The sequence below is a fragment of the Proteus terrae subsp. cibarius genome, from assembly GCF_011045835.1.
GTDB lineage: Bacteria > Pseudomonadota > Gammaproteobacteria > Enterobacterales > Enterobacteriaceae > Proteus > Proteus cibarius.
The window spans coordinates 1,412,864-1,435,859 of sequence record NZ_CP047349.1 but is presented as its reverse complement, the minus strand read 5'-3'; the positions used below and the strand labels follow the sequence as shown (position 1 = coordinate 1,435,859).

Below are 22,996 nucleotides of genomic sequence, written 5' to 3'. Positions count from 1 at the left end.
AATCTGTCGTTCGTGAATAGCAAGGATCTAGGATTATAAGATACCTTCATGATCGGGCGTCAATTATTAGCAATTTATGAAAAATTGCCGATTAAGTGTTCAGCATTACAATATGTCAGAAGTTTTTTCAGTGCATCAGAGACATGTTTTTGGCGATGATAAACCAGATATAGGGTACGTTGTAATGCCAACCCTTCTACTTTTATCTCTTTTAATGAACCATTATTAATCTGCTCTTCAATCACTCGGCGAGATAAACAGCTGATCCCCATTTCATACATAACGGCATGTTTTATTGCTTCTGAGTTACCTAATTCCATTTCAATGCGATAACCTGGTAAAGAAGCAAATAGAAGATGGTTAAGCACATCTCGAGTTCCTGAACCATTTTCTCGTAAAATCCAAGGAGCTGACTGTAAATCAGTTAAAGTCACTTTTGATGCTTTAGCTAACGGATGATCGGGAGAGCAAAAAATAACCATTTCATCTAAAAGCCATTTCTGGCTAATCAGTTCAGAACTTTGACAAGCGCCTTCAATTAGCCCTAAATCAACACGGAATTCGCTCACTAACTTAACGACTTCTTCGGTATTTCCAATACTCATTTCTAACGGAATATCAGGATAATTACGATGAAAATTCCCCAGCATTTGAGGAAGAATATAATTACCTATTGTTGTACTTGCAGCGATGCGCAAAGCACCATTCCCAGCTTGGAATAATTGCTCAACTTCCGTTGCTCGTTCGAGTAAAGATAGTGCTCTAGGATAAAGTAATCGTCCATGTTCGTTTGTGACAAGCCGTTTTCCCACTCTATCAAAAAGCTGCACACCGAGTTGGCTTTCGAGATCAGTTAAAGAAGCACTGACAGCAGATTGAGATAAAGCAAGCTGTTGTGATGCTTGCGTTGTAGAACCACTCTTGAGAACTTCAGTAAAGACTTCCAGTTGCCGCAACGTAATTCGCATATCCATTCCACCTTTGAGCTGTCATTGTAATAACATACTATCCACAAACCAGTAACATACCAAGTACATTTAAGAAAATACACCTATATTAATTTTACTGGTTATTATTATAAAAATAATGAGTTTAATAAATAAGATTGATTGTTATATGCTTATGCAAAATTCATATAAGCAAGGTTTTTCTATGTCAGAGCAAAGTCAACCTATTACATTGGCGAAAAAATGTTTCACTCCAGTCTATCGCTGGCTTCCTGGTTTATTACTAACAGGCGTATTAACTGCGCTTGCTATTTATATTGGTGATATTCCTTGGTTTTCGAGTATGGGTTTAGGCGCATTAACGCTGGCGATCCTATTCGGTATTATTGTAGGTAATACCTTTTATCCTGTCGCAAAACCGTATAGTGACGAAGGTGTCAAATTCGCTAAACACTATTTATTACGTACAGGTATTATTTTGTATGGTTTTAGATTGACTTTTCAGCAAATTGCAGATGTAGGTGCAACAGGCTTAATTATAGATGCCATTATGCTGACATCGACTTTTCTTATCGCTATGTGGATTGGCCGCAAATATTTCGGCTTAGATGAACAAACTGTCATCTTGATTGGTGCGGGTAGTAGTATTTGTGGTGCGGCGGCTGTTATGGCGACAGAGCCTGTTGTTAAAGCACAAGCAAGCCAAGTTGCCGTTGCGGTTTCTACTGTTGTAATTTTCGGAACTATCGGTATTTTCCTTTACCCTTGGTTCTATCATTTAAATGCATTTGCAGGCTGGTTACCCTTTACAGAAGAAACCTTTGGTATTTTCTCCGGCTCAACTATTCACGAAGTCGCTCAAGTCGTCGCTGTGGGACACTCAATTAGCCCTGATGCTGAAAATGCTGCGGTTATTAGTAAAATGATCCGCGTAATGATGTTAGCACCGTTCTTAATTATTCTTTCAACTTATTTAAGTAAGAAAAAAAGTAAGGCAAACAATGGCGTACAAGCGACGGAGAAAAGCCCAATTACTATTCCTTGGTTTGCCGTATTCTTTATTTTAATGGCAGGTTTTAACTCTTTAAATTTAATTCCAGCGTCTATTGTTAGTTACATTGTGATTATTGATACCATTCTCTTAGCAATGGCGATGGTAGCATTAGGTTTAACAACGCATATTAGCGCTATCCGACAAGCTGGCGTCAAACCATTATTATTAGCCTTATTCTTATTTTTCTGGTTAACCCTTGGTGGTGCGATAATTAATATCTTTATTCAAACAGTGTTGATGTCTTAATAAGAATATCGATATAAATAATCCCCCTTAAAATTTCGCCTTGAGAAGTACTTTTCATTATTGCGCAACTATTTTTAGTTGCGCTTTTTTGCTTTTATCACCTCAATATGATGTTATACGCTGTATGTTTGTTATCATGGTGTGAAATAAATCTAAGGAGAGAAATGATGAAATTTGTTGGCGCACATGTCAGTGCTGCTGGTGGCGTCGATCAGGCGGTATTACGCGCACATGAAATAAAAGCTACTGCGTTTGCCCTTTTTACTAAGAATCAGCGCCAGTGGAAAGCGGCACCATTATCCGCAGAAGTCATTGATAAATTTAAAAAGAACTGTGAACTTTATGGTTATACCCCTTCTCAAATTTTACCCCATGACAGTTATCTCATTAATTTAGGTCACCCTGAAGAAGATGCTCTTGAAAAATCAAGAGACGCATTTCTGGATGAAATGCAGCGTTGTGAACAACTGGGTATTGAGTTACTTAATTTCCATCCAGGAAGCCATTTAAATAAGATTGATGTTGATAAGTGCCTACAAAAAATAGCCCAATCAATTAACATCACTTTAGAAAAAACTAAAAATGTCACTGCCGTGATTGAAAATACAGCAGGGCAAGGTACAAATTTAGGTTATCGTTTCGAACATCTAGCCGCCATTATTGATGGTGTAGAAGACAAATCTCGTGTAGGCGTTTGTATTGATACTTGCCACACTTTTGCCGCTGGTTATGATCTAAGAACAATTGAAGATTGCGAAAAAACATTTGCTGAATTTGAAAAGATAGTTGGTTTTCAATACCTAAAAGCAATGCATCTTAATGATGCAAAAAGCGAATTAGCCAGTCGAGTAGACCGTCACCACAGTTTAGGTGAAGGGAATATTGGTAAAGTCCCTTTTAGCTATATTATGCAAGATAAGCGTTTTGATGGTATTCCGCTGATTTTAGAAACCATTAATCCAGATATTTGGCCTGACGAAATTGCTTGGCTAAAGTCACAACAGCACTAGAAACAGTAGCAGCATTAATAAAATTTGCGGTTTATACAATTTTCGTTTTTTATAGTTTTCGTTTTATACTGTTTTTGTATTATAGTAATAAACCGCAAATTATCTTATTTAATCGGTGTTAGCTCTATCTTAGCCATCATTTCAGCGAGTTGACTTCTGTCTTTTATTCCAACATCAGGCTGACTGACTGATAACGCAGAAATCGCAGTTGCAAGACGCAAAGTATGCTCACTCGTTTGACTCATTAATAAACCATACACTAATCCAGCAACCATCGAATCCCCTGCACCAACGGTACTTATCACATCACAATGTGGTGGATTTGCCAGCCATGCACCAGATGCATTTACCCATAAAGCCCCTCTTTCACCCAGTGAAATAACGACATGTGCTATGCCTTTATCGCGTAGTTGATGAGCGGCTTTAATAATATCTGCCATTTCAGTTAGTGAATGCCCTACCCACGCTTCTAATTCACGATGATTAGGTTTTATTAGCCAAGGTGCTGCTTTTAGCCCTGCAACTAAAGCATCACGACTACTGTCGAAAATGATGCACGGACATAATCTTCTTAGTTTAATCATCCATTGAGTAAAGGCTTCAGGATCAACGCCATTCGGTAAACTTCCACTGACAACAACCATATCGAAATGCCCAAGCCAATTAAGTGAATCCGTTGCAAAACGCTGCCAATCTTGCTCTGATACGGTGAATCCTGAAAAATTAAAGTCAGTGACCTGCCCTTTTCCTTCGGTTAACTTCACATTAATGCGTGTTCGTCCTGACACAAGATAAAAACGGTTAGCCATCCCATTTTCACTAAAGAAGTGCTGAAATTCTTCTTGATTTTCACGTCCCATAAACCCGCTAACAGTAATATCAATGCCCAAATCACGTAAGACTTTTGCGACATTATTGCCTTTACCCGCAGGATTAAGCCCAGCAGTTTGGACTAAATTAACACCACCTACATCAATAGCTGGACAAGCACCAACAAGATCATAAGCAGGGTTTAAGGTGATCGTAGCGACACGGCGACTCATGCCTTCACTCCCCAATCATTTTTATTATGAATATTAAGGGTGCTATATATAGCATCAATTAACCTTTTATTCAGTGAATTTGGTTTTTTATCCTTGCACTCGCTCCCTCCACAAAGGAGAATATTTCCCGTAAAAAACGACTTATTTCATACATTAACTATAACTATATAAAAAAGAAAAAAGGAGTCTTAAATGTCAGTCGTAGTCGGTGTTGGCGTAATTATCACTAATAAAAATGGTGACGTGTTATTAGGAAAACGTTGTGGAAAACATGCCCCTTATTGGTCAATTTTTGGTGGACATGTTGATGAAGGGGAAACTTTTGAGCAATGTGCTATTCGCGAAATAGAAGAAGAAATTGGGATTGTGATCACTGCGCCACAAGTGATTGGTATCAGCAATAATCTAGAAACTTACCAGTTAGAAGGTAAACACACAGTCTCTATTTGTATGATCGCACAACACCAAGGTGATGAGCCTAAATTGATGGAACCAGATAAATGCTCTGAAATCCGCTGGTGTTCTCCAGATGATTTACCTGAACCACACTTCGAAGCTAGTCGCAATTCTATTGCATTATGGAAAAGTAAGCAGTTTTATCAAGGTTAATTAAAAACACCCTATCACGTTCATTATTCTGGATCTTTTTTGTTCAGAATAATGTTCGAATTATCTATTTCTGCGTAAATTTTCACTTATTTATCGCTGTGTTTCTTTATTATTTCTGATAATCCTCATAATAATCTATTGATTTATATAACCACCTTTTCCTACTGTATTATTTTTACTCACTTTTTTCTTTTATAAAGCACAATAACCTCTATTTACACCTTTATAGCAAACGTGTATTCTTTACACCATCAAGCTAGTACATTGAGTCAATTTTATAAGGACATCTTATGTCAGAAGTCACATCAATAACAAAGCGCCCATCTGTACTTGGTGGCGCAATGATCATTGCAGGTACCGCTGTGGGTGCAGGCATGTTTTCCATTCCTATTGTGACTTCCGGTGTCTGGTTTACCGGTTCTATTTTTCTTCTGATCTATACCTGGTTTTGTTTATTTATGTCTGGGTTAATGATCTTAGAAGTAAACCTTCATTATCCTTTAGGATCAAGCTTTCATACCATTACCAAAGACTTATTAGGAAAAGGCTGGAGTACAATTAATGGACTATCGATTGCTTTTGTTCTTTATATTTTAACTTACGCTTATATTTCTGCTGGCAGTTCCATTATCGTGCAAAACTTTGCAGGTATGATCAGCGTACCACAAGCTATTGCCGGCTTAGTCTTTGCCTTAATTGTTGCTTTTTTTGTTTGGTTATCAACACGTGCTGTGGATAGGCTTAGCACTATTTTAATTGGCGGTATGGTAATTGCCTTTGTGTTAGCCATTGGTGGCTTATTTACGGAAGTAAAAATGCCTGTGTTATTTAATACCAATGAAAGCAATGCGAGTTACTTACCTTATGCTTTAGCAGCATTACCTTATTTACTAACCTCGTTTGGTTATCACGGTAATATTCCGGGCTTAGTAACGTATTACCGTAAAGATGGCAAAGCCGTCATGAAAAGCTTGCTTATTGGCACATTGATTTCACTGGCGATTTATATTTTATGGCAGTTTGTTGTACAAGGTAATATTCCTCGCGAAGGTTTCAAGCAGGTAATTGCTGATGGTGGGAATATTGGTAACTTATTAGCACAGATGCGCTCAACAACCGCCAATGCCACTGTATCAATGTTATTAGACTTGTTTTCTTATATGGCATTAGCAAGTTCATTCTTAGGCGTGTCATTAGGATTATTCGATTATTTAGCGGACTTCTTTAAGTTTTCAAATACAGGAAGTGGTCGATTTAAATCTGCATTAGTCACATTTATACCACCGACTATTTTAGCAATTATTTTTCCTGATGGTTTCTTATATGCCATTGGTTTTGCAGGACTTGCAGCAACGATTTGGGCTGCGATTATCCCTGCATTAATGGCAAAAGCAAGCCGCGAGCGTAATCAAAGTCAAAGCTTTAAAGCTCCCGGTGGTATGTTTATGATTGGTTTCGTTATTTTATTTGGTGTTATCAATGCCAGTGCACATATTTTAGCGAACTTTAATCTTCTTCCTATCTACCGTTAATTTCTTTTCTAAAAGTTAATATCTAAAGCCAGCCCATACTTGAGCTGGCTTTATTTTTTTATCAAATCTTATAAAAAAATGTGCGAATAACTTGCCAAGTTTCTGCACTGCGAGTAATTTTGTCGCCATTATCGTCAATGTTATTTAATGGAAGGTTTTATATGGCAAAAGCCAATGAAATTAAACGTGGTATGGCTGTTAGTTATAACAACAAATTATTACTGGTAAAAGATATCGACATTCAAGCACCAAGTGCTCGTGGCGCAAGTACGCTGTACAAAATGCGTTTTACGGATATCCGTACAGGCCAGAAAGTAGAAGAGCGTTTTAAAGGCGATGATATGATTGATACCATCAGCTTAACACGTCGCGCTGTTAGCTTTTCTTACATTGATGGTGATGAGTATATCTTTATGGATAATGAAGATTACACACCGTATACCTTCAAAAAAGATCAAATTGAAGATGAATTACTGTTTATTCCTGAAGAAGGCTTAGCAGGAATGCAAGTATTAACAATGGAAGGTCAAGTTTTAGCATTAGAACTGCCACAAACTGTTGATATGGAAATTGTTGAAACTGTTCCAGGTATTAAAGGCGCATCTGCAAGTGCTCGTACTAAACCTGCGACATTACCAACAGGGTTAGTTATTCAGGTTCCTGAATATCTTTCTACTGGCGATAAAATTCGCATTCATATTGCTGAACGTCGCTATATGGGCCGTGCTGACTAATCAACAGTCAAAAGCCCTACTCATTAGCGCATAGCTAATGTTGCTTTAAATAGGTCAGATAATCGTAAAGAAACCCAATGTGACAAACGATTATTTGACTTGTTTATCTTTACTACCTACTTCTATTTCCCCACAGATGCCTTAAAAATACTGAACGTCAATAACACCATTCTTTTGGGTATTATCCATCCAACGGATCTCAGCCTTGCCCATATCTTGAGGCAAAATAATAGTTTGTTGGGATTTATCAAAAGACGCTGGAATGATGGGTTGAGTAGATGTAAACACTTTGTTGTGTTTGTAACATTGATATTCAGCTTTATCAAATGTGTAATTCATTTCACATGCAGGATCCACAATCGCACCCCGCAGATAAATCTGCCCTGTTGTTTGCATGGGATCAGACGCCCAAGCCAATGATATCGAACTGGAAACGAGAAGACTGCATACTACGGTCAGATATTTTCTCATAACGACCTCACTTCTTGTTTGCGCTAGCAGGTATGGGGATCACACCTACCCGACATATTTTCATCATAGCAATAAAATATGACATTCATATAGACATAAGAAGAATATTTGATGTCTATCAAATATAAACGCTCGATATTTATAAATAAGAAATCAACGTTGATAAAACTTAAGCCAAATATTTAAAATAATAAATAACACTATAGAGAAGCATTAAAAAAAATTTAATTAACTCTATAATTTTTATTATTTAACAATGAAAATTTAGTTATAAACAACATTCATTATAGCTAAATGATCATTTATCCATCTAATATTCATAGAACCTTTATTGTTAATCAGTTTAGAGCTAAAGTGCTTATTCTTTTCTAACTGATATTGAGATTCTTGCATTTCACTACCATTCCAACAGCTTGTTTTAAAAGTATTTTTATCCGCATCCATTAAACAATTGCCTTCAACAATTGCACCAACAAAAGTGATAGTTCCAGAGCCGATGACTTTATTTTCTTTACTAAAAGATGGAATGCTAAATAATAAAGATAAGCATATAGCTGTAATATATATCTTTTTCATTTTGAATCTCCTTTGTTATTGGAGTGTAAGGAGTCACAAGCCAATATGTTATTAAAGACATAACTAATATCGGCCTGTAACTTTTTTTATTTAACTTTTATCTTTAATTAAAGAATAGAAAACAATTATAAATTACTCAAATTACGACTATCGAAAAAAAATACCTAAAATTTAGGTTAAGTAGAGATTAACGAGGAGCAACAAAAAAGAAACAAAAAAATAACATCCACTTAAGCGATAAATTGCAAAGATATATTTTTTTATTTTGACTATAGTCCTATCATTAAATTTTGAACCTTTGTGACAAGTGTCACAAAAAAACACTTAAAGCTTGCCATTTGATTACTATGAAACTTTCTAATTTTCGCCAAAAAGCACTTGTTATTTTTTTACTTAATCTCACAGGATTAATTATTTTTCTCTCTTGGTATCTTCCAGCACAACATGGATTCTGGCTATCAATAGATACTCGTATTTTTTATTTTTTTAATCAGCACATTTTACCAGATACTTTTTTCGCCTCTTTTGTGGCTTATATTAATAATAGAAAGTTTGACTTGGTTATTTTGTTGGCAATGGGCGCGTTGTATTACAATACATTCCGTAAAAAAGATTATATGGGCAAACGCCATCTTATAATTGTGGGATTAGTGATGGTAATAAGTGCAGTGCTCATCAATCAAATTGGACAAAATATTCCAATTGAAAGACCAAGCCCGACACTTCATTTTCAAGATGTACATAGAGTGGGTGTTGTGACAGGTATTCCAACAAAAGATGCCTCTGGCGATAGCTTCCCAGGTGATCATGGTTTAATGCTACTTATCTTCTGTAGCTTTATATTACGTTATCTCTCGTTTCGTTCTTTCTTATGTGCTCTTCTTATTACAGTCGTATTTTCATTACCACGAGTTATGGCTGGCGCACACTGGGCATCAGATATCTTAGTGGGTTCTATTTCTTTAACTTTAATTACGACGAGTTGGTTATTAATCACACCATTATCGGATATAATTATCAGACAATTAGAAAAATATCTTCCTTTTAAAAAATAAAAGAGAAAACACATCTAATTAATAAAAAAAGAATGAGTGTAATATTGCACTTATTCTTTTGGTCATTTTTTGACAGTTAAATGATATTATTATGACAAAATGAGATCTATTTTAAGTATTAGCACTTTATTATCTAATGTTTTGTAAATTAAGCTTCTTTTCTCTCGCCATTTAGTCCCTATTTCTGTACACTTTTCTGGTTTCCTCATTATTTATTGTTTAATGTGGATATTTACGTGCTTTAGAGCACGTTTTTCGCGAAATAAGGTTGCCAGAGTTAAATTACACTATATTCTCTGGTTATTTGGTGAATAATTCATGTGCACTTCTGCACGTAAGGATGTAAGGGAAATCTGTCACAATGAGAACAAAACCGTATATGAGAATGCTTAAGCTCATACCGGCGTTCATTGTTGTAGCTACGCTATCGGCATGTAGCTCACAGAACGCAAATCCACGCTTAGCGAATTCAAGCACCACCCCACTTAATACATCATCAAGCACATCTATTTCCCAAGCATCACAAGATGAATTTGAATCATTGGTGAAGAATCTCGATATAAAATCTAAGATACTTGACCAATATGCAGACTGGAAAGGCGTCGCTTATCGTTTAGGCGGAAACACTAAAAAAGGTATCGATTGTTCTGCCTTTGTTCAAAGAACCTTTATTGACCAATTCGGTGTAGAACTCCCTCGCTCAACTTCAGACCAACAGTTCTCTGGTACTCAGGTTAATAAATCAAAATTACAAGCAGGCGATCTCGTTCTATTCAAAACAGGCCGAACTATGCGCCATGTTGGGATTTACATCGGTAATGATAAATTTGTACATGCATCCACCAGCAATGGTGTAACAGTGTCAGAAATGTCTAATACCTACTGGAATAAACGTTTTTATGCAGCAAGACGTGTTATAGAAAACAATGATGCCACACTTGTTGAAAACAACCTTTCGCAAAATGTATTAAGATAATTAATTCCCTTATATCTTATTGCAATAAAAAAGCCTCATTAATTAATGAGGCTTTTTTTATATTCTTTATCATGCTTAAACCACACTGTGGCTTTATTGGTTTTATAACATTAAGTAAGTGTTATAAATAAGAATATGCCGTTGGGAATGGCTCAGCAATAGCGACACCAGCATTTTTTAAGCAACATAAAGCAGCACATTCATCGTCACTATGAAGGAAAAGGCAAGGAGCTCCATCCCATTCAATCACAACGCTATCAATATGAAGATTACTCAGATACTGACGCAAATTCTGTATTGCTTCATCCAGTGTCATACCATCATGACTTAACAATTTTAAGCCAATCAGCGTAGTTTGCTTTCCAGCATCATTTTCAGGCAGTATTTCTACTCTTGTGCCTGCAAAGCCTGCTAGCCACCGATAACTCAGCGGCAGCTTATGAACTACCGAAAGTTGTACATTATCCACAAATCAATCCTGTTTCATCAACACGTTAATTTAATACATCATCAATACGAGTTTGAACTGACTTGCTCACACGCATATTAGAACTTTGTTAATTATAGAATACGATTGTTACAATTGTTTTACAAAAAAAGCGAAGAGACGTATCAAACCATTCATTTAGTTTAGTATTTACAGGCATTCATACCTGTGATGCTTAATCCCTTCAATTATTCTTTCATTTATTTAACATTTTATCAACCATATAAAATAATTGTATAAAATATTACGTATTCAAGTAAAACAATCCATCAATTTTTATCACGATACTTCATATCAACAAAACAATAATAGATGATTATTAAAATAAATTTTACTTAATTTAACAAAATAACAACATGGAGTATTGATTCAAATCAAAAAATTACACTAATTTGAAACGATTCATGAAATATCGCAGAGGAAAATGTGGTGTTTTTAGAGGAAACAGAGGCAGAAAAAGAGGAGCACGCTATAAATTTCTGTTATTTATAGCGTGATATTCTTATTTATAACGACGTGCAAGTAAGATGAAACCCATTGCAAACAGTACACAAAATGCCATAGAGCTTACCATTGGCCATTCTGATTTTGCTGGTAACATAGCAATAGCTGTTCCCACTAAAGCACCAACACCAAAACGCACTGTTCCTGCAAGAGAAGAAACCGTCCCCGCCATATGAGGATAGTCGTCAAGAATAACAGCCATCGCATTCGATGTGATCATCGCAATCCCACCCACATACATTGCTACACCCACAACAAGGAAATAGAAATGTAAATGAAGAGCGACCACCAGTAATAAAAAGATCCCCATAACACATTGAATCGTTAAGCCTAGGCGCAACATCTTCAATGCACCAAATCGGCGAACATATCGCCCATTGATACTTGTCATTACAATTAAGAAGATGATATTAAAACCAAAATATAATCCAAACTGATCAAATGGAATGCCATGTAATTCGATATAGACAAAAGGCCCAGCACTAAGGAATGAAAACATGCCAGCAAAAGAAAAACCTGAAGCCAAAATATAACAAAGGACACGACGTGTTCTAAACAGACTAATAAATTGGCTAAATGTTACTCTTAAGCTAAAGCGTTGGCGGCGCTCTTTTGGTAATGTTTCTGGAATATAAAAAGCAATTAATGCAGATGCAATTACAGCAGCTATCGCAATACTCCAAAAAATAGCATGCCATGAAAACCAATTCATCACCCAAGCACCTAATAGTGGTGCTAATAAAGGTGCGATGGTCATAACAAGTGCAACAAAAGACATACTTCTAGAGAAATCATCTCTAGAGAACATATCTCTCATCAATGCATTAATCACAACACTTGCCGCGGCTGCCGCAAAGCCATGTAAAAAACGCATACCAATTAGCATATCGATTGATTCAGATAATGCACATGCACTAGAGGCAAAAGCAAAAACAATTACGCCACCCAAAATGACAGGCTTACGCCCCAAGCTATCAGCCATAGGTCCATAGACTAATTGCCCAATAGCAAAGCCAAAAATATAGATACTTAATGTCATTTGCACTTTGCCACTAGGCACACCAAAATCTTGCGCGATAGTGGGTAAACTTGGCAAATACATATCTATAGCCAATGGCATAAGCATGGAAATAAGTCCCAGTATTAAAATGAGACTAAGGTACGACGAACGTTGCTGTTGCACGCAGATAAACTCCCAAAAACGACAGGATAAATAATAATTATTGAGGTAGGTGAATACTGTTGATCTCTTCTTCTGTTAATGGACGATATTCGCCCTCAGCTAAAGTCTCATCTAATGTGATATCCCCAATACGCTCACGATGTAAAGCACTTACATGATTACCCACTGCTGCAAACATACGTTTTACTTGGTGGTATTTGCCTTCACTAATAGTGAGTTTGACTTCTGTTGGTGTAATAATTTCTAACGTGGCTGGTTTTGTTAGATCTTTTTCACCGTTAAGTTGAACACCTTTTTGGAATCGTTCAGCGACACCTTCTGCAATTGGCTCTTCTAGCGTAACCAGATAGGTTTTCTCACAGTGATGTTTTGGTGCCGTAATACGGTGTGACCATTGACCATTATCTGTTAATAAAACAAGCCCGGTTGTATCAATATCTAAACGCCCAGCAGCATGTAATTTATGGGCCAAAGGTTCATCAATAAAATAAAGGATAGTTGGATTAACAGGATCGTCTGTTGAACACACATAGCCGATTGGCTTATTCAACATAAAGTAACGAGGCCCTAAAATTTGAGTTAAGACATTACCGTCGTAAGCTACTTCTTGCTCTGGCGCAATTTTGGTTGAACCGCTTTTCACCATTTCGCCATCAATTGTTACAAGCCCTGCTCTTAATTCACGAAGGATCAAGCTACGGCTAATACCCAATTGCTGGGACAAAAATTTATCTAATCGCATGAATTTCTCTGAAAAATGGAAGAATACCATCTGATATGAGGTATCTATTAAAAATGAATATTAACAATAAAACAACTAATTAATTTATAAATAAACTATCACGTCCTTTACTCCCCCTTATTCGCGCTACTTATAAAAAAATGTTACGCTGACGCCCTGTTTGATTTCTTATGTAGAGTTATGGCTTTTACACTCAGACCTTATCAACTTGACGCTGTTAACGCGACAATCTCTTATTTTCGTCAACACAATACACCTGCGGTAATTGTATTACCTACTGGCGCAGGAAAAAGTTTAGTGATTGCAGAACTGGCTAAAAGAGCGCGCGGGCGTGTCTTGGTTTTAGCACACGTAAAAGAATTAGTAGAACAGAACCATAGCAAATATGAGGCTTATGGTCTATCTGCGGATATTTTTGCTGCGGGTTTACAACAAAAAGAGAGTAGCGGAAAAGTGGTTTTCGGCAGTATTCAATCTGTTGCCCGTAATTTATCGCAATTTAGTGATACTTTTTCCCTTCTTATTATTGATGAATGTCATCGCATTAGTTTGTCTGAAGATAGCCAATATCAGCAAGTCATTAAACAATTACAATCCATTAATCCACAATTACGGATCTTAGGATTAACTGCAACACCTTATCGCTTACCTACAGGCTGGATTTATCAATATCATTATCACGGTATGATCAGAGGCAATGAAGATTGCTTTTTCCGTGATTGCATTTATGAATTGCCTTTGCGCTATATGATAAGCAATCATTTTTTAGTTCCGCCAACTCGCCTAGATATGCCTATTTTGCAATACGATTTTAGCCAAGTAAGAACAAGTCAAAATGGGATATTTAATGAAGAAGATCTAAACCGTGAAATAAAGAGACAAAAACGCATCACACCTCATATTGTTGCTCAAATTATTGAATATGCACAAAATTGCCGAGGTGTAATGATATTTGCGGCAACGGTTGAACATGCAAAAGAGATCCTTTCTTTTTTACCACAGGATGAAGCAGCGCTAGTCAGTGCTGATACCCCCTCTTCTGAACGTGACCATCTTATTTCTCGTTTTAAACAGCAACAATTACGCTATATGGTTAATGTTGCCGTATTAACAACAGGTTTTGATGCTCCACATGTTGATTTAATCGCTATCTTACGTCCCACTGAGTCTGTGAGTTTATACCAACAAATTGTAGGGCGAGGATTAAGATTATTTGCAGGAAAAACCGAATGCCTAATTTTAGATTATGCAGGTAATCCTCATGATCTCTATCTACCCGAAGTCGGTACTAAAAAACCCAATCCGAATAGTAAGCCGGTACAAGTTTTCTGTCCTATTTGCCAATTTGCCAACACCTTTTGGGGCATTGTAGATGCTGATGGCGATATCATTGAACATTATGGTCGACGTTGCCAAGGCTGGGAGCTCAATGAACAAGGGCAAAAACAGCAGTGTGAATTTCGTTTCCGCTTTAAATTGTGCCCACATTGCAATGAGGAAAATGATATTGCAGCACGTCGCTGCATTCATTGCGACGAAATCTTGGTTGATCCTGATGATATGCTTAAAGCAGCATTAAAACTCAAAGGAGCATTAGTCTTACGCTGTGGTGGAATGCAATTTAAATCGGGAAATGATGTTAAAGGTGAATGGTTAGAAATTAATTATTACGATGAAGAAGGCACCTCCGTCTCTGAACGTTTTCGACTAACAACTCCTGCTCAACGAAAAGTATTTGAATTAAAATTTTTACGTGAACATCAACGCGCACCAGGCGTTCCTTTTATTTGGCATAATGCCAACGACATTATTAAGCAATTTGATTTGTTGCGTCACCCTGACTTTATTGTCGCTCATAAAGGTAAAAAAGAGAGCTTCTGGAAGATAAGAAATAAGATTTTTGACTATGCTGGTCGCTACCGAAAAGCAGATACCTTGTATTAATCTGGATTTATATTTGCTGTTAGGGGACTTTTTCGTTAAAATGCGCCCCGCTTTATCTATTTTTAGATAAACCAAATCTCGAGCTTGTTGCTGGGTCGCCTGTAACAAGTATGTATTTTCTTTCTTTTTTATAAGAGAAAAAAGATGTTAACTATCAAAGCAACTGTACGTAAAGAGCAGGGTAAGGGTGCGAGCCGCCGCCTGCGTGTGGCTAACCGTTTTCCTGCTATCGTTTATGGCGGAAATGAAGAGCCAATCGCTATCGATTTAGATCACAACGAAGTTATCAACCAAGAACACAAATCAGAATTCTATTCAGATTTCGTTAACCTGGTAATCGATGGTAAAGAAACTAAAGTTAAAGTTAAAGCAGTGCAACGTCACGAGTATAAGCCAAAAATTACTCATATCGACTTCCTGCGCGCTTAATAAGCCACCCTTCGAGCTTTATTTTTCGGGACGCCGAGCATATAACGCCACTTATGTGGCGTTATTTGTTTCTACTACTTAATTATTTTTCTGATGCTCTACGTTGTAGCTGATCACGTAAATTAGGTGGTGTGCCTTTAATGGTGAGTGTATCTGTTGCTGGATCCCAAAATATTCTCTCCCCTAATAATTTCGCATCAAAATTCACAGTTAATCCACCACCGCTTCCTGAATACTTCATCAGTTGACGTAACGTACTGCGATCTGCTGGAAATGTTTCAGCTAATTCATAGCCTTTCTCTTCAGTAAATTGAGCGAAGTTTTGGTCGCCTAGAGACGGTAATTCTTCAGCAAGCTCCGTTAAGGCAATTTCTTCGCCAGATTGTAATTGCTCATTACAGTAACTATATACTTGCTCACGACAAGTTTGACGCTCTTGTTTGCCCATTTCTGAAGCTTCGCAGAAATCATCAACTGCTTGTAATAAGCCTTTATTTTGAACTTTGGCGTTTAAACCTTCTTGCGCACCTAAAAAGTCCATAAAGAAATCAGAGACTTTACGTCCAACTCGACCTTTTAAAAACGTTAAATAACGTAAAGAGTCGGGTGCGGTTTCCCACTCAGTTAAATCGATACGAGCAATAATATCTGCATGAGGAATATCTAAATAACGTGTTGATGACACATCTAGGCTGTCGTTTACCCACATACTGTTACAACTGCTCAGTACAGCGATTAAAAGGTAATCTACCGCTAAATAGCGATAATGACAAAATAGAACGGTACCACCTTCTGCAAAAGGATATTTTGCTAATTCGTCTTTCAGTCTCACCGTTGCTGCTCGTGAAAAACCTAAAAAATTCTCTTCACCTTTACGTTGTAAACGCAACGCTTCTGCTAATTCACTTTCTTCATTAAACAGACCATAAGCTTTATTTTTTGCACTGTATACACGATGTAACTCTTCAATCATTTCCTGAACAACAGGTTCAATTTCTAAGAGTGAATCACGTAGCACAACTTCTAATGTCTGCTCATCTCGCTTAATAAGTTGATGCAAAACTAATTGGTTAATATCTAGACTCATGGTCGTCCTCTTTTATTGCGTCTCTTTCTCGTGCGCGTATTCAAACACTCCCTACTTTCAGTATCAAGGGAAAATTAATTAATTTAATAGCGGAAAAAGCCCTAGTAATACGGTAATATATAGCGTTTTATCCATTTAGTAGGAATTCAGATTTTATGCCACAAAAATCCCGTTATAGTGATGAACAAGTTGAGCAATTACTTGCAGAACTTGTCAGCGTTCTTGAAAAACATCATACTCCTACAGATCTTTCTTTGATGGTGTTGGGGAACATGGTGACAAACTTAATTAATACAAGTATTGCCCCTGCTCAACGAATGCTGATTGCTGACTCCTTTGTTCACGCATTGCGTGCTTCAATTGATGAAGGCAATATTCACTAATAAACACAGAAAAATTATTTATAGACATGGTAACGAGACCTCAGTCCTATCGTGAAAAAGTATCCCAAATGATCAGTTGGGGTCACTGGTTTGCGCTATTTAATATTATTCTAAGCTTACTGCTTGGAAGCCGTTACCTGTTTATTTCTGATTGGCCTGCAACCTTTGCTGGTCGTTTTTACGCTATTGTGAGTTGGATGGGACATTTTAGTTTTATTGTCTTTGCTATCTATATACTCATCCTTTTCCCCCTCACCTTTGTCGCTGTTTCTCAACGGCTACTTAGAGTTATTTCCTGTGCCCTTGCCAGCGCAGGATTAACTATCCTTATTTTTGATATCGCCGTTTACCAGCAATTTCAACTCCATTTGACTCAACTTGTTTGGGATCTCGTGATTAACCCAGATGAAGGTGAAATGGCGCGAGAATGGCAACTTATTTTCATTGGCATTCCCATCATCTTTCTGATTGAAATGCTTTTTGCAACATGGAGTTGGCAAAAATTACGCAGTTTAAATCGCCAACGCTGGGGTAAACCATTAGCGGGTGTCTTTATTACTTGCTTTATAGTATCTCATTCTATGTCAATTTGGGCTGACGCTAACTTTTATCGCCCAATCACCATGCAACGTGCTAATTTGCCGTTATCCTACCCAATGACAGCGCGTAAATTCCTTGAGCGCCACGGTTTTATTAATCAATCAGAATATGAGCAACGTGTTATCAGTGAAGGTAATCCAGCTGCACAAGGTATCACCTACCCTCTTGCTCCATTAATCTATGCCAAGGATACCTATTCTTATAACTTGCTGGTGGTGGTGGTTGATGGCTTAGGGACTGAAGAGGTGCCTGAATTGCCAAGCTTGCAACAATTTGCACAAAATAACCTTTATTTTTCGCGTCATTATTCATCAGGTATAAATAATGACACTGCATTATTTGGACTATTTTATGGTATTTCACCTTCTTATTTAGACAGTGTATTAAGTAGCAGAAAGAACTCTGCGCTTTTCGATGCGTTAAGTTATCGAAACTATCAATTAGCCATGTTTTCAACGAATGGTTTCCAAACGCCACTGTTTAAACAAGCTGTGCTATCAGATTTCTCCCTCCCAACATCACGTAGTGGTAATAATAATGCCACTATTGATAGTTGGAGTAATTGGTTAGTCAAAAACAACCAAACAATTCCTTGGTTCTCTTTCTTACAAATTAATGGTCATACCAATAATGCGTCTCAACGAGCCACATTAAATGATCAACTAGAGACAATATTTAAGACATTACAAGAAACCAAAGTACTAGATAATACTGTTGTGGTTGTCACTTCTAGCTATCATCAAGACAACGATAAGAAGCAAACTAATCAATGGCTGTCAGATAAAACCACCTTTAATTTAAGCCAGTCACAGGTGCCATTAATGATACATTGGCCAAATATGACGCCACAGGTTATTGATCGAATGACAAGCCATCAAGATGTAATGACGACCTTGATGCAGCATGTGTTACATGTCATTAGTCCAGCAGACAACTATTCACAAGGTGAAGATTTATTTGCAAGCACTCGTAATCATCCATGGATTTTCACAGGCGATGAAGAGGCATTTGTGGTCTTTTTACAAGATAATACCTTGTTGATAGATAAGCATGGTCGATACGCTTTATTTGATAAATCAGGACAAGAGATCAGTTCTGCAAAACCTGATTTAAAATTGTTACTGCAAGTTCTGGCTGAACAGAAGCGTTTTATTGAACGCTAACGCTATTAAGTGACGCACAAAATTACGTCACTTAATTAGCAAAGGGTTGCTTTAGCACTCAAAAACAGTAATATACAGGGCACAAACGGCATGTAGCGCAGCCTGGTAGCGCACCGTCATGGGGTGTCGGGGGTCGTAGGTTCAAATCCTATCATGCCGACCAACAATATTTAAGAAAACCAACCACTTACGGTTGGTTTTTTTATACCTGAAATTTGAGAGGGGTAAAATAGGGGTAAAACTGGGGTAAAACCCCCATCAGATTTACCCGAGTTACAGCTCAATTCTCGCCCTGTTTCTATGCTATAATTCACCTCAAACTCATTAACAGAGCTTATCAAATGAAAAATCTAGCTGAGCTAACTCAGGAAGAAAAAGACAAAATTAACGTCGATCTATCTGCGAGTGGTATTGCATATAAAGAACGTTTAAATATGCCAGTTGTAGCCTCGGAAATAGAACGACAGCAACCAGCACATTTGCGTGAGTATTTTAATGAACGGCTAGCTTTTTATCGTGAGAGAAGTAAGAAATTGCCGGACGGGAATTCAGTACAGTATTTGAAAGCGAAGTAGTATTAATAAGATTATAAAACTTATTCTTGCTCATCAATAAATAATTCAATCTTGGTAACGCCAGACTCCCTTTACCACTTACGTTGTTTCACTTTACGTTCTACTACTGTTTTTGCCATTGGTCTTGCCTCTCTTAGCAGTACAACTGCTCACAAATAATTTAATCACTAAAGTTAAATTCAAATAAAAGAGAACCATGCTTGGAATGAATCACAAAATTATCCCAGCGTATTGCGTACCAAATTGGCGGGATCATATTCACCCTATATATTGAAGAACCTATAGTGTATGGCTGAATTAAATCTCTAAAACCAACGACTAAATTCTTTAGTAACTCCGAATGCCTTGCAGCAATACCAAGCTGAAAAAACCATTCTTCCACTATTTTAATCATATCGTTTTCACTGAGTTGCTCTAACGAAACGTTCCAATGCTCAATGGAATGTTTATCGCTATGAGGAATAATCACTGACTGAACCGAACTAAGTAACGTCGTTTTTTCTTCCACATAAGTGCATTCATAGTCAGGAGCAACATTTGGCTCTCTGTTCAGTGACTCAACAGCACATAAGTAGCCATTGATTTTCTCAACATCCAACAAAACAAGTTCTTTCGGCATCGGTTTATATTTCATTTTTCATCACTTTCATTTGGTTTAGATATCAATTATATACAATGAATTCAGCTAATTTAGGAACTGTATTCAACTACATAAAATGTATTATTTAAATTTATAATCAAAGTGTTAGATACCTTAAAGTCAGTTTTATGGGGTATCAAGAGTTGTAGGTTCAAATCCTATCATGCCGACCAAAATTCTTTAGAAAAACCAACCTCTTAAGGTTGGTTTTTCTATGCCTGAAATTTGGAACCAACGGTGAATGGACAGATAATTAAATTTAAAAGCACAAATGAACATATTGAAGCTGATATTTTACTCTGTTTTGATCCCATTTTTTATATATAAAATCAGACGGTATTCCTCCTTCAACAAGGTGGAACTCATAGCTGATAGATACCTTATATAAAATATTAAAAAATAGCATAAAGTCTAAATTTCAAGATATTCCTATCTCTTTTATATTAAACAAGTGAGTTAATTAACAAAAACAGCTCCACAATCGCGGAGCTCTGATAAAATTAAGTGTGGTAAAGAATAAATCGCTCACTATTTAAAAATAGAGATCCAATTATATTCAAAAATTAACGGTTACACTGTTTATAAAAGAGTCTTTCCCATATTGTGGTGGATAGTACATAATTAATTTGTTTTCAAACACTACACCCCCTTATAATTTCTCTATTTTAATGAGATGGAATTCCTTATGAGCGTACCACAAACAAAAGTTGAATTACTCTTAGCTATTGATAAAAATTTCAATAAATTAATTAGTTATCTTAATGTGATACCGGCAGAAATCACCTCAGAATATTCAATGGATGGGCACGCCAAAGGAACAGAGATGAGTGTTCGTGATCTTGTTTCATATTTACTCGGATGGAATTCTCTTGTTGTAAAATGGATCACATCTGATGCTAAAGGTCTACCTGTCGATTTTCCAGACACGGGTTATAAGTGGAACCAACTTGGTCTTCTTGCTCAAAAATTTTACTCAGATTACAGTGAATTAAATTATGACTCATTGGTAGCTGAACTTCAGACTACAAAAAATGAAATTGTGAAGCTTATTAATGAGAGAACTGATGATATTTTATATGGCAAACCATGGTACACAAAATGGACGATGGGTAGGATGATATCATTTAACACATCTTCACCGTATGCTAACGCTAATGGGAGATTAAGGAAGTGGGCAAAAAATAATAATATCAAATTAAAATAAGTATCAGCGTCAAAATTATACGTGGTATTTAAAAACAGAATAGTGCCGATGATCGATAGGACTGACCGACTTATATAATCACTCTGTTATCAATTTCTAATATCTAATTGGTATCTTGTTGTTTTTATAATGGATAGTAATATGAACGACAAACAAAAAAAGAAAAAGTTGCTAACATTTATATCCCCAGTATTATCTTTAGTGATATCGCTCTATCTCAGTATATCTACATTTGGTTATGATAATATTATTTAGTTAGCTACTTCTTCTGCCATTTTCTTTATCAGTATTATCGTGTTGGTGTCTTCTTTAGAAATTTCAATAAAAGTTATTTATTTTAAGCAACTATCATTTTTATATACTAATAAATTTGTCACTTTAATCTTTACTTTAATGAGTTTTATAGCAACCGCCATCGTGCTGATAATGATATTCCACGAAGAAGAAATACCTGCTAATTTTTTTAACAGCCTAGAGTTTGTTGCTTTACTTATCGCCTATTTTACTTTCCTTTTAGTGTCTATTTTTGTTTCTTACGTGTATTGCATGATCAATAGTGATAAGAAATTCTTTTTATTTTTTCTATTTATTTTATTAGTAATGATGATCTTTAAAGAGAGTGATGCTAATTTTATAATATTTTATTTGCTTATTTCCTTCATTATATTTTTTGGAGGAATAACTATTATTACGATAAGAAAGGCTTTTTCTCATTATGATTAAGTCGTTTTTTAACAAGCTATCATTTATATACTCACCGATTTTTACATTCTCATAGGCTTACTCAAAAAGAAGATGTAAGCACATTTAAAATGACTAATATTAGATAAAATTCAATAAAGGCGTATATGAAAATGCTATATAATAAATTAACTTATATAATTAGAAAGTGTTTAAAAATTGAGTAAGCTATATTAATAAAATTATTGTGTCAAATTATAGCTTTCAGAAATTAAAGATTTTAATTCGTTATCATCAAATTCAGATGAGAGGCTAATAGAAATCCAATGCTCTTTATTCATATGGTAAGCTGGGTATACTCCTTTTTTCAATCGTAATGATCCCGTTAAATTTGGCATAACTTTTAAATTTATAACATCGACCATATTCCTACTACCATTATCAGATAATTTACTTTCTAGAACATCCATTATAGCTGCGAACCACTTCGAATTACTATTATGCCTAAAAACTATATAATTTGGATATTTAATCCATAAACACTCAGGCTCTGCATTATAGTTTTCTTTAATATAATTAATTAATTCTTTTCTATTCATCACAGCCTCATCTCATAAATTATCTGAATATAAATATAGCTCCGTATACCTTAAGATTCCATTACTTTTTTTCTCTTTTTTATTTGTTATCTACCCGATGCACCCTTTTATTCTTACTATTTTTTATGAAGTTATTATTTAATACCCTCAATTACAATAATAATGCGTACCTTATTCTTATACTGGAAATTTAAAAAATTTCTATTAATATGCCATGTTTTATATTTCTGCATATAAAAAGGCCACTTAGGTGGCCCCAAAAGCAATCATTTATTTTAACAACTTAAAAATTTCCTTTACTACGTTGCTGCTCAATATAAATATTCTGATTAGTCTTAATACTATTTAATGTGCTATCAGAATATGGATCCTCTTTATGGCTTTTACTTTCTTGAGATTCTATTGCTCCAGTTGATGAGCAAGCAGAAATCAAAAAAACACTCAAAAGCATAAGTAATCTCATATCTACTCCAAATAATATTTAAAATTAATAACTAATATTTAGATTAAAAATAAATAATT

At 36.0% G+C, this 22,996-nt stretch carries 24 protein-coding genes and 1 tRNA gene; 14 read left to right on the top strand and 11 right to left on the bottom strand.

Features of this window, described 5'->3' with window-relative positions; all coding sequences use genetic code 11:
* Positions 1 to 74: 74 nt before the first annotated feature.
* Positions 75 to 968 carry a DNA-binding transcriptional regulator YeiE gene (gene yieE / locus GTH25_RS06665; protein ID WP_075673572.1) on the bottom strand — a complete coding sequence of 298 codons (894 nt, stop codon included), beginning with the start codon at positions 966 to 968 and terminating at the stop codon, positions 75 to 77.
* A 184-nt stretch (positions 969 to 1,152) separates the two neighbouring features.
* On the opposite strand from yieE, the gene GTH25_RS06660 reads away from it, so the two are divergent.
* A complete protein-coding gene (locus tag GTH25_RS06660; protein ID WP_164530197.1) occupies positions 1,153 to 2,247 on the top strand; it encodes a YeiH family protein in 1,095 nt (364 codons plus the stop codon).
* A 167-nt stretch (positions 2,248 to 2,414) separates the two neighbouring features.
* Positions 2,415 to 3,257 (top strand): deoxyribonuclease IV, encoded by an 843-nt coding sequence (gene nfo, locus GTH25_RS06655; RefSeq protein WP_109419039.1) that lies wholly within the window; start codon positions 2,415 to 2,417, stop codon positions 3,255 to 3,257.
* Between the two features lie 104 nt (positions 3,258 to 3,361).
* Here the strand turns inward: nfo and fruK are convergent, their stop codons facing one another.
* A complete protein-coding gene (fruK, locus tag GTH25_RS06650; RefSeq protein ID WP_075673575.1) occupies positions 3,362 to 4,300 on the bottom strand; it encodes a 1-phosphofructokinase in 939 nt (312 codons plus the stop codon).
* Positions 4,301 to 4,492: 192 nt separating this feature from the next.
* Here fruK and GTH25_RS06645 point away from each other — a divergent pair, with 192 nt between their 5' ends.
* The 3 genes from GTH25_RS06645 (at position 4,493) to yeiP (ending at position 7,175) form a co-directional block, all read left to right on the top strand.
* Positions 4,493 to 4,909, top strand: a complete 417-nt coding sequence (locus tag GTH25_RS06645) for a nucleotide triphosphate diphosphatase NUDT15 (protein WP_075673576.1) — start codon at positions 4,493 to 4,495, stop codon at positions 4,907 to 4,909.
* Between the two features lie 290 nt (positions 4,910 to 5,199).
* Positions 5,200 to 6,441 carry a tryptophan permease gene (gene mtr / locus GTH25_RS06640; protein ID WP_075673577.1) on the top strand — a complete coding sequence of 414 codons (1,242 nt, stop codon included), beginning with the start codon at positions 5,200 to 5,202 and terminating at the stop codon, positions 6,439 to 6,441.
* 161 nt (positions 6,442 to 6,602) lie between these two features.
* The gene (gene yeiP / locus GTH25_RS06635; RefSeq protein ID WP_075673578.1) at positions 6,603 to 7,175 is read left to right on the top strand and encodes an elongation factor P-like protein YeiP; all 573 of its coding nucleotides are present in this window, start codon (positions 6,603 to 6,605) and stop codon (positions 7,173 to 7,175) included.
* Between the two features lie 141 nt (positions 7,176 to 7,316).
* Here the strand turns inward: yeiP and GTH25_RS06630 are convergent, their stop codons facing one another.
* Positions 7,317 to 7,571: a YmdA family protein gene (locus GTH25_RS06630; RefSeq protein WP_231133572.1), complete on the bottom strand. Its 255-nt coding sequence runs from the start codon at positions 7,569 to 7,571 to the stop codon at positions 7,317 to 7,319.
* Positions 7,572 to 7,910: 339 nt separating this feature from the next.
* Positions 7,911 to 8,222: a YmdA family protein gene (locus GTH25_RS06625; protein ID WP_075673580.1), complete on the bottom strand. Its 312-nt coding sequence runs from the start codon at positions 8,220 to 8,222 to the stop codon at positions 7,911 to 7,913.
* 347 nt (positions 8,223 to 8,569) lie between these two features.
* Here GTH25_RS06625 and GTH25_RS06620 point away from each other — a divergent pair, with 347 nt between their 5' ends.
* Positions 8,570 to 9,277: a phosphatase PAP2 family protein gene (locus GTH25_RS06620; RefSeq protein WP_075673581.1), complete on the top strand. Its 708-nt coding sequence runs from the start codon at positions 8,570 to 8,572 to the stop codon at positions 9,275 to 9,277.
* Between the two features lie 361 nt (positions 9,278 to 9,638).
* The gene (gene mepS / locus GTH25_RS06615) at positions 9,639 to 10,253 is read left to right on the top strand and encodes a bifunctional murein DD-endopeptidase/murein LD-carboxypeptidase (protein WP_075673582.1); all 615 of its coding nucleotides are present in this window, start codon (positions 9,639 to 9,641) and stop codon (positions 10,251 to 10,253) included.
* A 121-nt stretch (positions 10,254 to 10,374) separates the two neighbouring features.
* On the opposite strand, the gene GTH25_RS06610 is transcribed toward mepS, so the two are convergent.
* From GTH25_RS06610 to rsuA, 3 genes are all read right to left on the bottom strand, one after another.
* Positions 10,375 to 10,722 (bottom strand): YejG family protein, encoded by a 348-nt coding sequence (locus GTH25_RS06610; protein ID WP_075673583.1) that lies wholly within the window; start codon positions 10,720 to 10,722, stop codon positions 10,375 to 10,377.
* A 520-nt stretch (positions 10,723 to 11,242) separates the two neighbouring features.
* Positions 11,243 to 12,427 (bottom strand): Bcr/CflA family multidrug efflux MFS transporter, encoded by a 1,185-nt coding sequence (locus GTH25_RS06605; RefSeq protein WP_229581648.1) that lies wholly within the window; start codon positions 12,425 to 12,427, stop codon positions 11,243 to 11,245.
* Positions 12,428 to 12,464: 37 nt separating this feature from the next.
* Positions 12,465 to 13,169 carry a 16S rRNA pseudouridine(516) synthase RsuA gene (gene rsuA, locus GTH25_RS06600; protein ID WP_075673585.1) on the bottom strand — a complete coding sequence of 235 codons (705 nt, stop codon included), beginning with the start codon at positions 13,167 to 13,169 and terminating at the stop codon, positions 12,465 to 12,467.
* Positions 13,170 to 13,349: 180 nt separating this feature from the next.
* On the opposite strand from rsuA, the gene GTH25_RS06595 reads away from it, so the two are divergent.
* Both GTH25_RS06595 and rplY read left to right on the top strand, forming a co-directional pair.
* Positions 13,350 to 15,113: a DNA repair helicase RadD gene (locus GTH25_RS06595; RefSeq protein WP_164530434.1), complete on the top strand. Its 1,764-nt coding sequence runs from the start codon at positions 13,350 to 13,352 to the stop codon at positions 15,111 to 15,113.
* 144 nt (positions 15,114 to 15,257) lie between these two features.
* The gene (rplY, locus tag GTH25_RS06590; RefSeq protein ID WP_023581385.1) at positions 15,258 to 15,542 is read left to right on the top strand and encodes a 50S ribosomal protein L25; all 285 of its coding nucleotides are present in this window, start codon (positions 15,258 to 15,260) and stop codon (positions 15,540 to 15,542) included.
* A gap of 82 nt (positions 15,543 to 15,624) precedes the next feature.
* On the opposite strand, the gene yejK is transcribed toward rplY, so the two are convergent.
* The gene (gene yejK / locus GTH25_RS06585) at positions 15,625 to 16,629 is read right to left on the bottom strand and encodes a nucleoid-associated protein YejK (protein ID WP_109420255.1); all 1,005 of its coding nucleotides are present in this window, start codon (positions 16,627 to 16,629) and stop codon (positions 15,625 to 15,627) included.
* A gap of 155 nt (positions 16,630 to 16,784) precedes the next feature.
* Between yejK and GTH25_RS06580 the strand changes: the two genes are divergently transcribed.
* The 4 genes from GTH25_RS06580 (at position 16,785) to GTH25_RS06565 (ending at position 19,350) form a co-directional block, all read left to right on the top strand.
* On the top strand, positions 16,785 to 17,012 hold the full coding sequence (locus GTH25_RS06580; protein WP_004247042.1) for a YejL family protein: 228 nt from the start codon (positions 16,785 to 16,787) through the stop codon (positions 17,010 to 17,012).
* 26 nt (positions 17,013 to 17,038) lie between these two features.
* Positions 17,039 to 18,775 (top strand): LPS biosynthesis-modulating metalloenzyme YejM, encoded by a 1,737-nt coding sequence (gene yejM, locus GTH25_RS06575; protein WP_075673588.1) that lies wholly within the window; start codon positions 17,039 to 17,041, stop codon positions 18,773 to 18,775.
* 86 nt (positions 18,776 to 18,861) lie between these two features.
* A tRNA-Pro gene (locus tag GTH25_RS06570) sits at positions 18,862 to 18,938 on the top strand.
* A 178-nt stretch (positions 18,939 to 19,116) separates the two neighbouring features.
* Positions 19,117 to 19,350: a DNA polymerase III subunit theta gene (locus GTH25_RS06565; RefSeq protein ID WP_156733253.1), complete on the top strand. Its 234-nt coding sequence runs from the start codon at positions 19,117 to 19,119 to the stop codon at positions 19,348 to 19,350.
* Positions 19,351 to 19,510: 160 nt separating this feature from the next.
* On the opposite strand, the gene GTH25_RS06560 is transcribed toward GTH25_RS06565, so the two are convergent.
* A complete protein-coding gene (locus GTH25_RS06560) occupies positions 19,511 to 19,984 on the bottom strand; it encodes a hypothetical protein (RefSeq protein WP_075673590.1) in 474 nt (157 codons plus the stop codon).
* A gap of 691 nt (positions 19,985 to 20,675) precedes the next feature.
* Here GTH25_RS06560 and GTH25_RS06555 point away from each other — a divergent pair.
* Positions 20,676 to 21,194 carry a ClbS/DfsB family four-helix bundle protein gene (locus GTH25_RS06555; RefSeq protein ID WP_075673592.1) on the top strand — a complete coding sequence of 173 codons (519 nt, stop codon included), beginning with the start codon at positions 20,676 to 20,678 and terminating at the stop codon, positions 21,192 to 21,194.
* A 923-nt stretch (positions 21,195 to 22,117) separates the two neighbouring features.
* Here GTH25_RS06555 and GTH25_RS06550 read toward each other — a convergent pair.
* Complete coding sequence (locus GTH25_RS06550) at positions 22,118 to 22,474, bottom strand: MmcQ/YjbR family DNA-binding protein (RefSeq protein ID WP_075673594.1); 357 nt, start codon at positions 22,472 to 22,474, stop codon at positions 22,118 to 22,120.
* Positions 22,475 to 22,757: 283 nt separating this feature from the next.
* Complete coding sequence (locus tag GTH25_RS06545; protein ID WP_075673595.1) at positions 22,758 to 22,937, bottom strand: hypothetical protein; 180 nt, start codon at positions 22,935 to 22,937, stop codon at positions 22,758 to 22,760.
* Positions 22,938 to 22,996 lie beyond the last annotated feature (59 nt).

Bases quoted from the DNA above. Each gene is read 5' to 3' on its own strand.
- rplY (WP_023581385.1), top strand. From the start codon at position 15,258: ATGTTAACTATCAAAGCAACTGTACGTAAAGAGCAGGGTAAGGGTGCG.
- yejM (WP_075673588.1), top strand. From the start codon at position 17,039: ATGGTAACGAGACCTCAGTCCTATCGTGAAAAAGTATCCCAAATGATC.
- fruK (WP_075673575.1), bottom strand. From the start codon at position 4,300: ATGAGTCGCCGTGTCGCTACGATCACCTTAAACCCTGCTTATGATCTT.
- GTH25_RS06580 (WP_004247042.1), top strand. From the start codon at position 16,785: ATGCCACAAAAATCCCGTTATAGTGATGAACAAGTTGAGCAATTACTT.
- GTH25_RS06545 (WP_075673595.1), bottom strand. From the start codon at position 22,937: ATGAGATTACTTATGCTTTTGAGTGTTTTTTTGATTTCTGCTTGCTCA.
- mepS (WP_075673582.1), top strand. From the start codon at position 9,639: ATGAGAACAAAACCGTATATGAGAATGCTTAAGCTCATACCGGCGTTC.
- yeiP (WP_075673578.1), top strand. From the start codon at position 6,603: ATGGCAAAAGCCAATGAAATTAAACGTGGTATGGCTGTTAGTTATAAC.
- rsuA (WP_075673585.1), bottom strand. From the start codon at position 13,169: ATGCGATTAGATAAATTTTTGTCCCAGCAATTGGGTATTAGCCGTAGC.
- mtr (WP_075673577.1), top strand. From the start codon at position 5,200: ATGTCAGAAGTCACATCAATAACAAAGCGCCCATCTGTACTTGGTGGC.
- GTH25_RS06630 (WP_231133572.1), bottom strand. From the start codon at position 7,571: ATGCAAACAACAGGGCAGATTTATCTGCGGGGTGCGATTGTGGATCCT.
- GTH25_RS06565 (WP_156733253.1), top strand. From the start codon at position 19,117: ATGAAAAATCTAGCTGAGCTAACTCAGGAAGAAAAAGACAAAATTAAC.
- nfo (WP_109419039.1), top strand. From the start codon at position 2,415: ATGAAATTTGTTGGCGCACATGTCAGTGCTGCTGGTGGCGTCGATCAG.
- GTH25_RS06555 (WP_075673592.1), top strand. From the start codon at position 20,676: ATGAGCGTACCACAAACAAAAGTTGAATTACTCTTAGCTATTGATAAA.
- yieE (WP_075673572.1), bottom strand. From the start codon at position 968: ATGCGAATTACGTTGCGGCAACTGGAAGTCTTTACTGAAGTTCTCAAG.
- GTH25_RS06660 (WP_164530197.1), top strand. From the start codon at position 1,153: ATGTCAGAGCAAAGTCAACCTATTACATTGGCGAAAAAATGTTTCACT.
- GTH25_RS06550 (WP_075673594.1), bottom strand. From the start codon at position 22,474: ATGAATAGAAAAGAATTAATTAATTATATTAAAGAAAACTATAATGCA.
- GTH25_RS06620 (WP_075673581.1), top strand. From the start codon at position 8,570: ATGAAACTTTCTAATTTTCGCCAAAAAGCACTTGTTATTTTTTTACTT.
- GTH25_RS06560 (WP_075673590.1), bottom strand. From the start codon at position 19,984: ATGAAATATAAACCGATGCCGAAAGAACTTGTTTTGTTGGATGTTGAG.
- GTH25_RS06595 (WP_164530434.1), top strand. From the start codon at position 13,350: ATGGCTTTTACACTCAGACCTTATCAACTTGACGCTGTTAACGCGACA.
- yejK (WP_109420255.1), bottom strand. From the start codon at position 16,629: ATGAGTCTAGATATTAACCAATTAGTTTTGCATCAACTTATTAAGCGA.
- GTH25_RS06625 (WP_075673580.1), bottom strand. From the start codon at position 8,222: ATGAAAAAGATATATATTACAGCTATATGCTTATCTTTATTATTTAGC.
- GTH25_RS06645 (WP_075673576.1), top strand. From the start codon at position 4,493: ATGTCAGTCGTAGTCGGTGTTGGCGTAATTATCACTAATAAAAATGGT.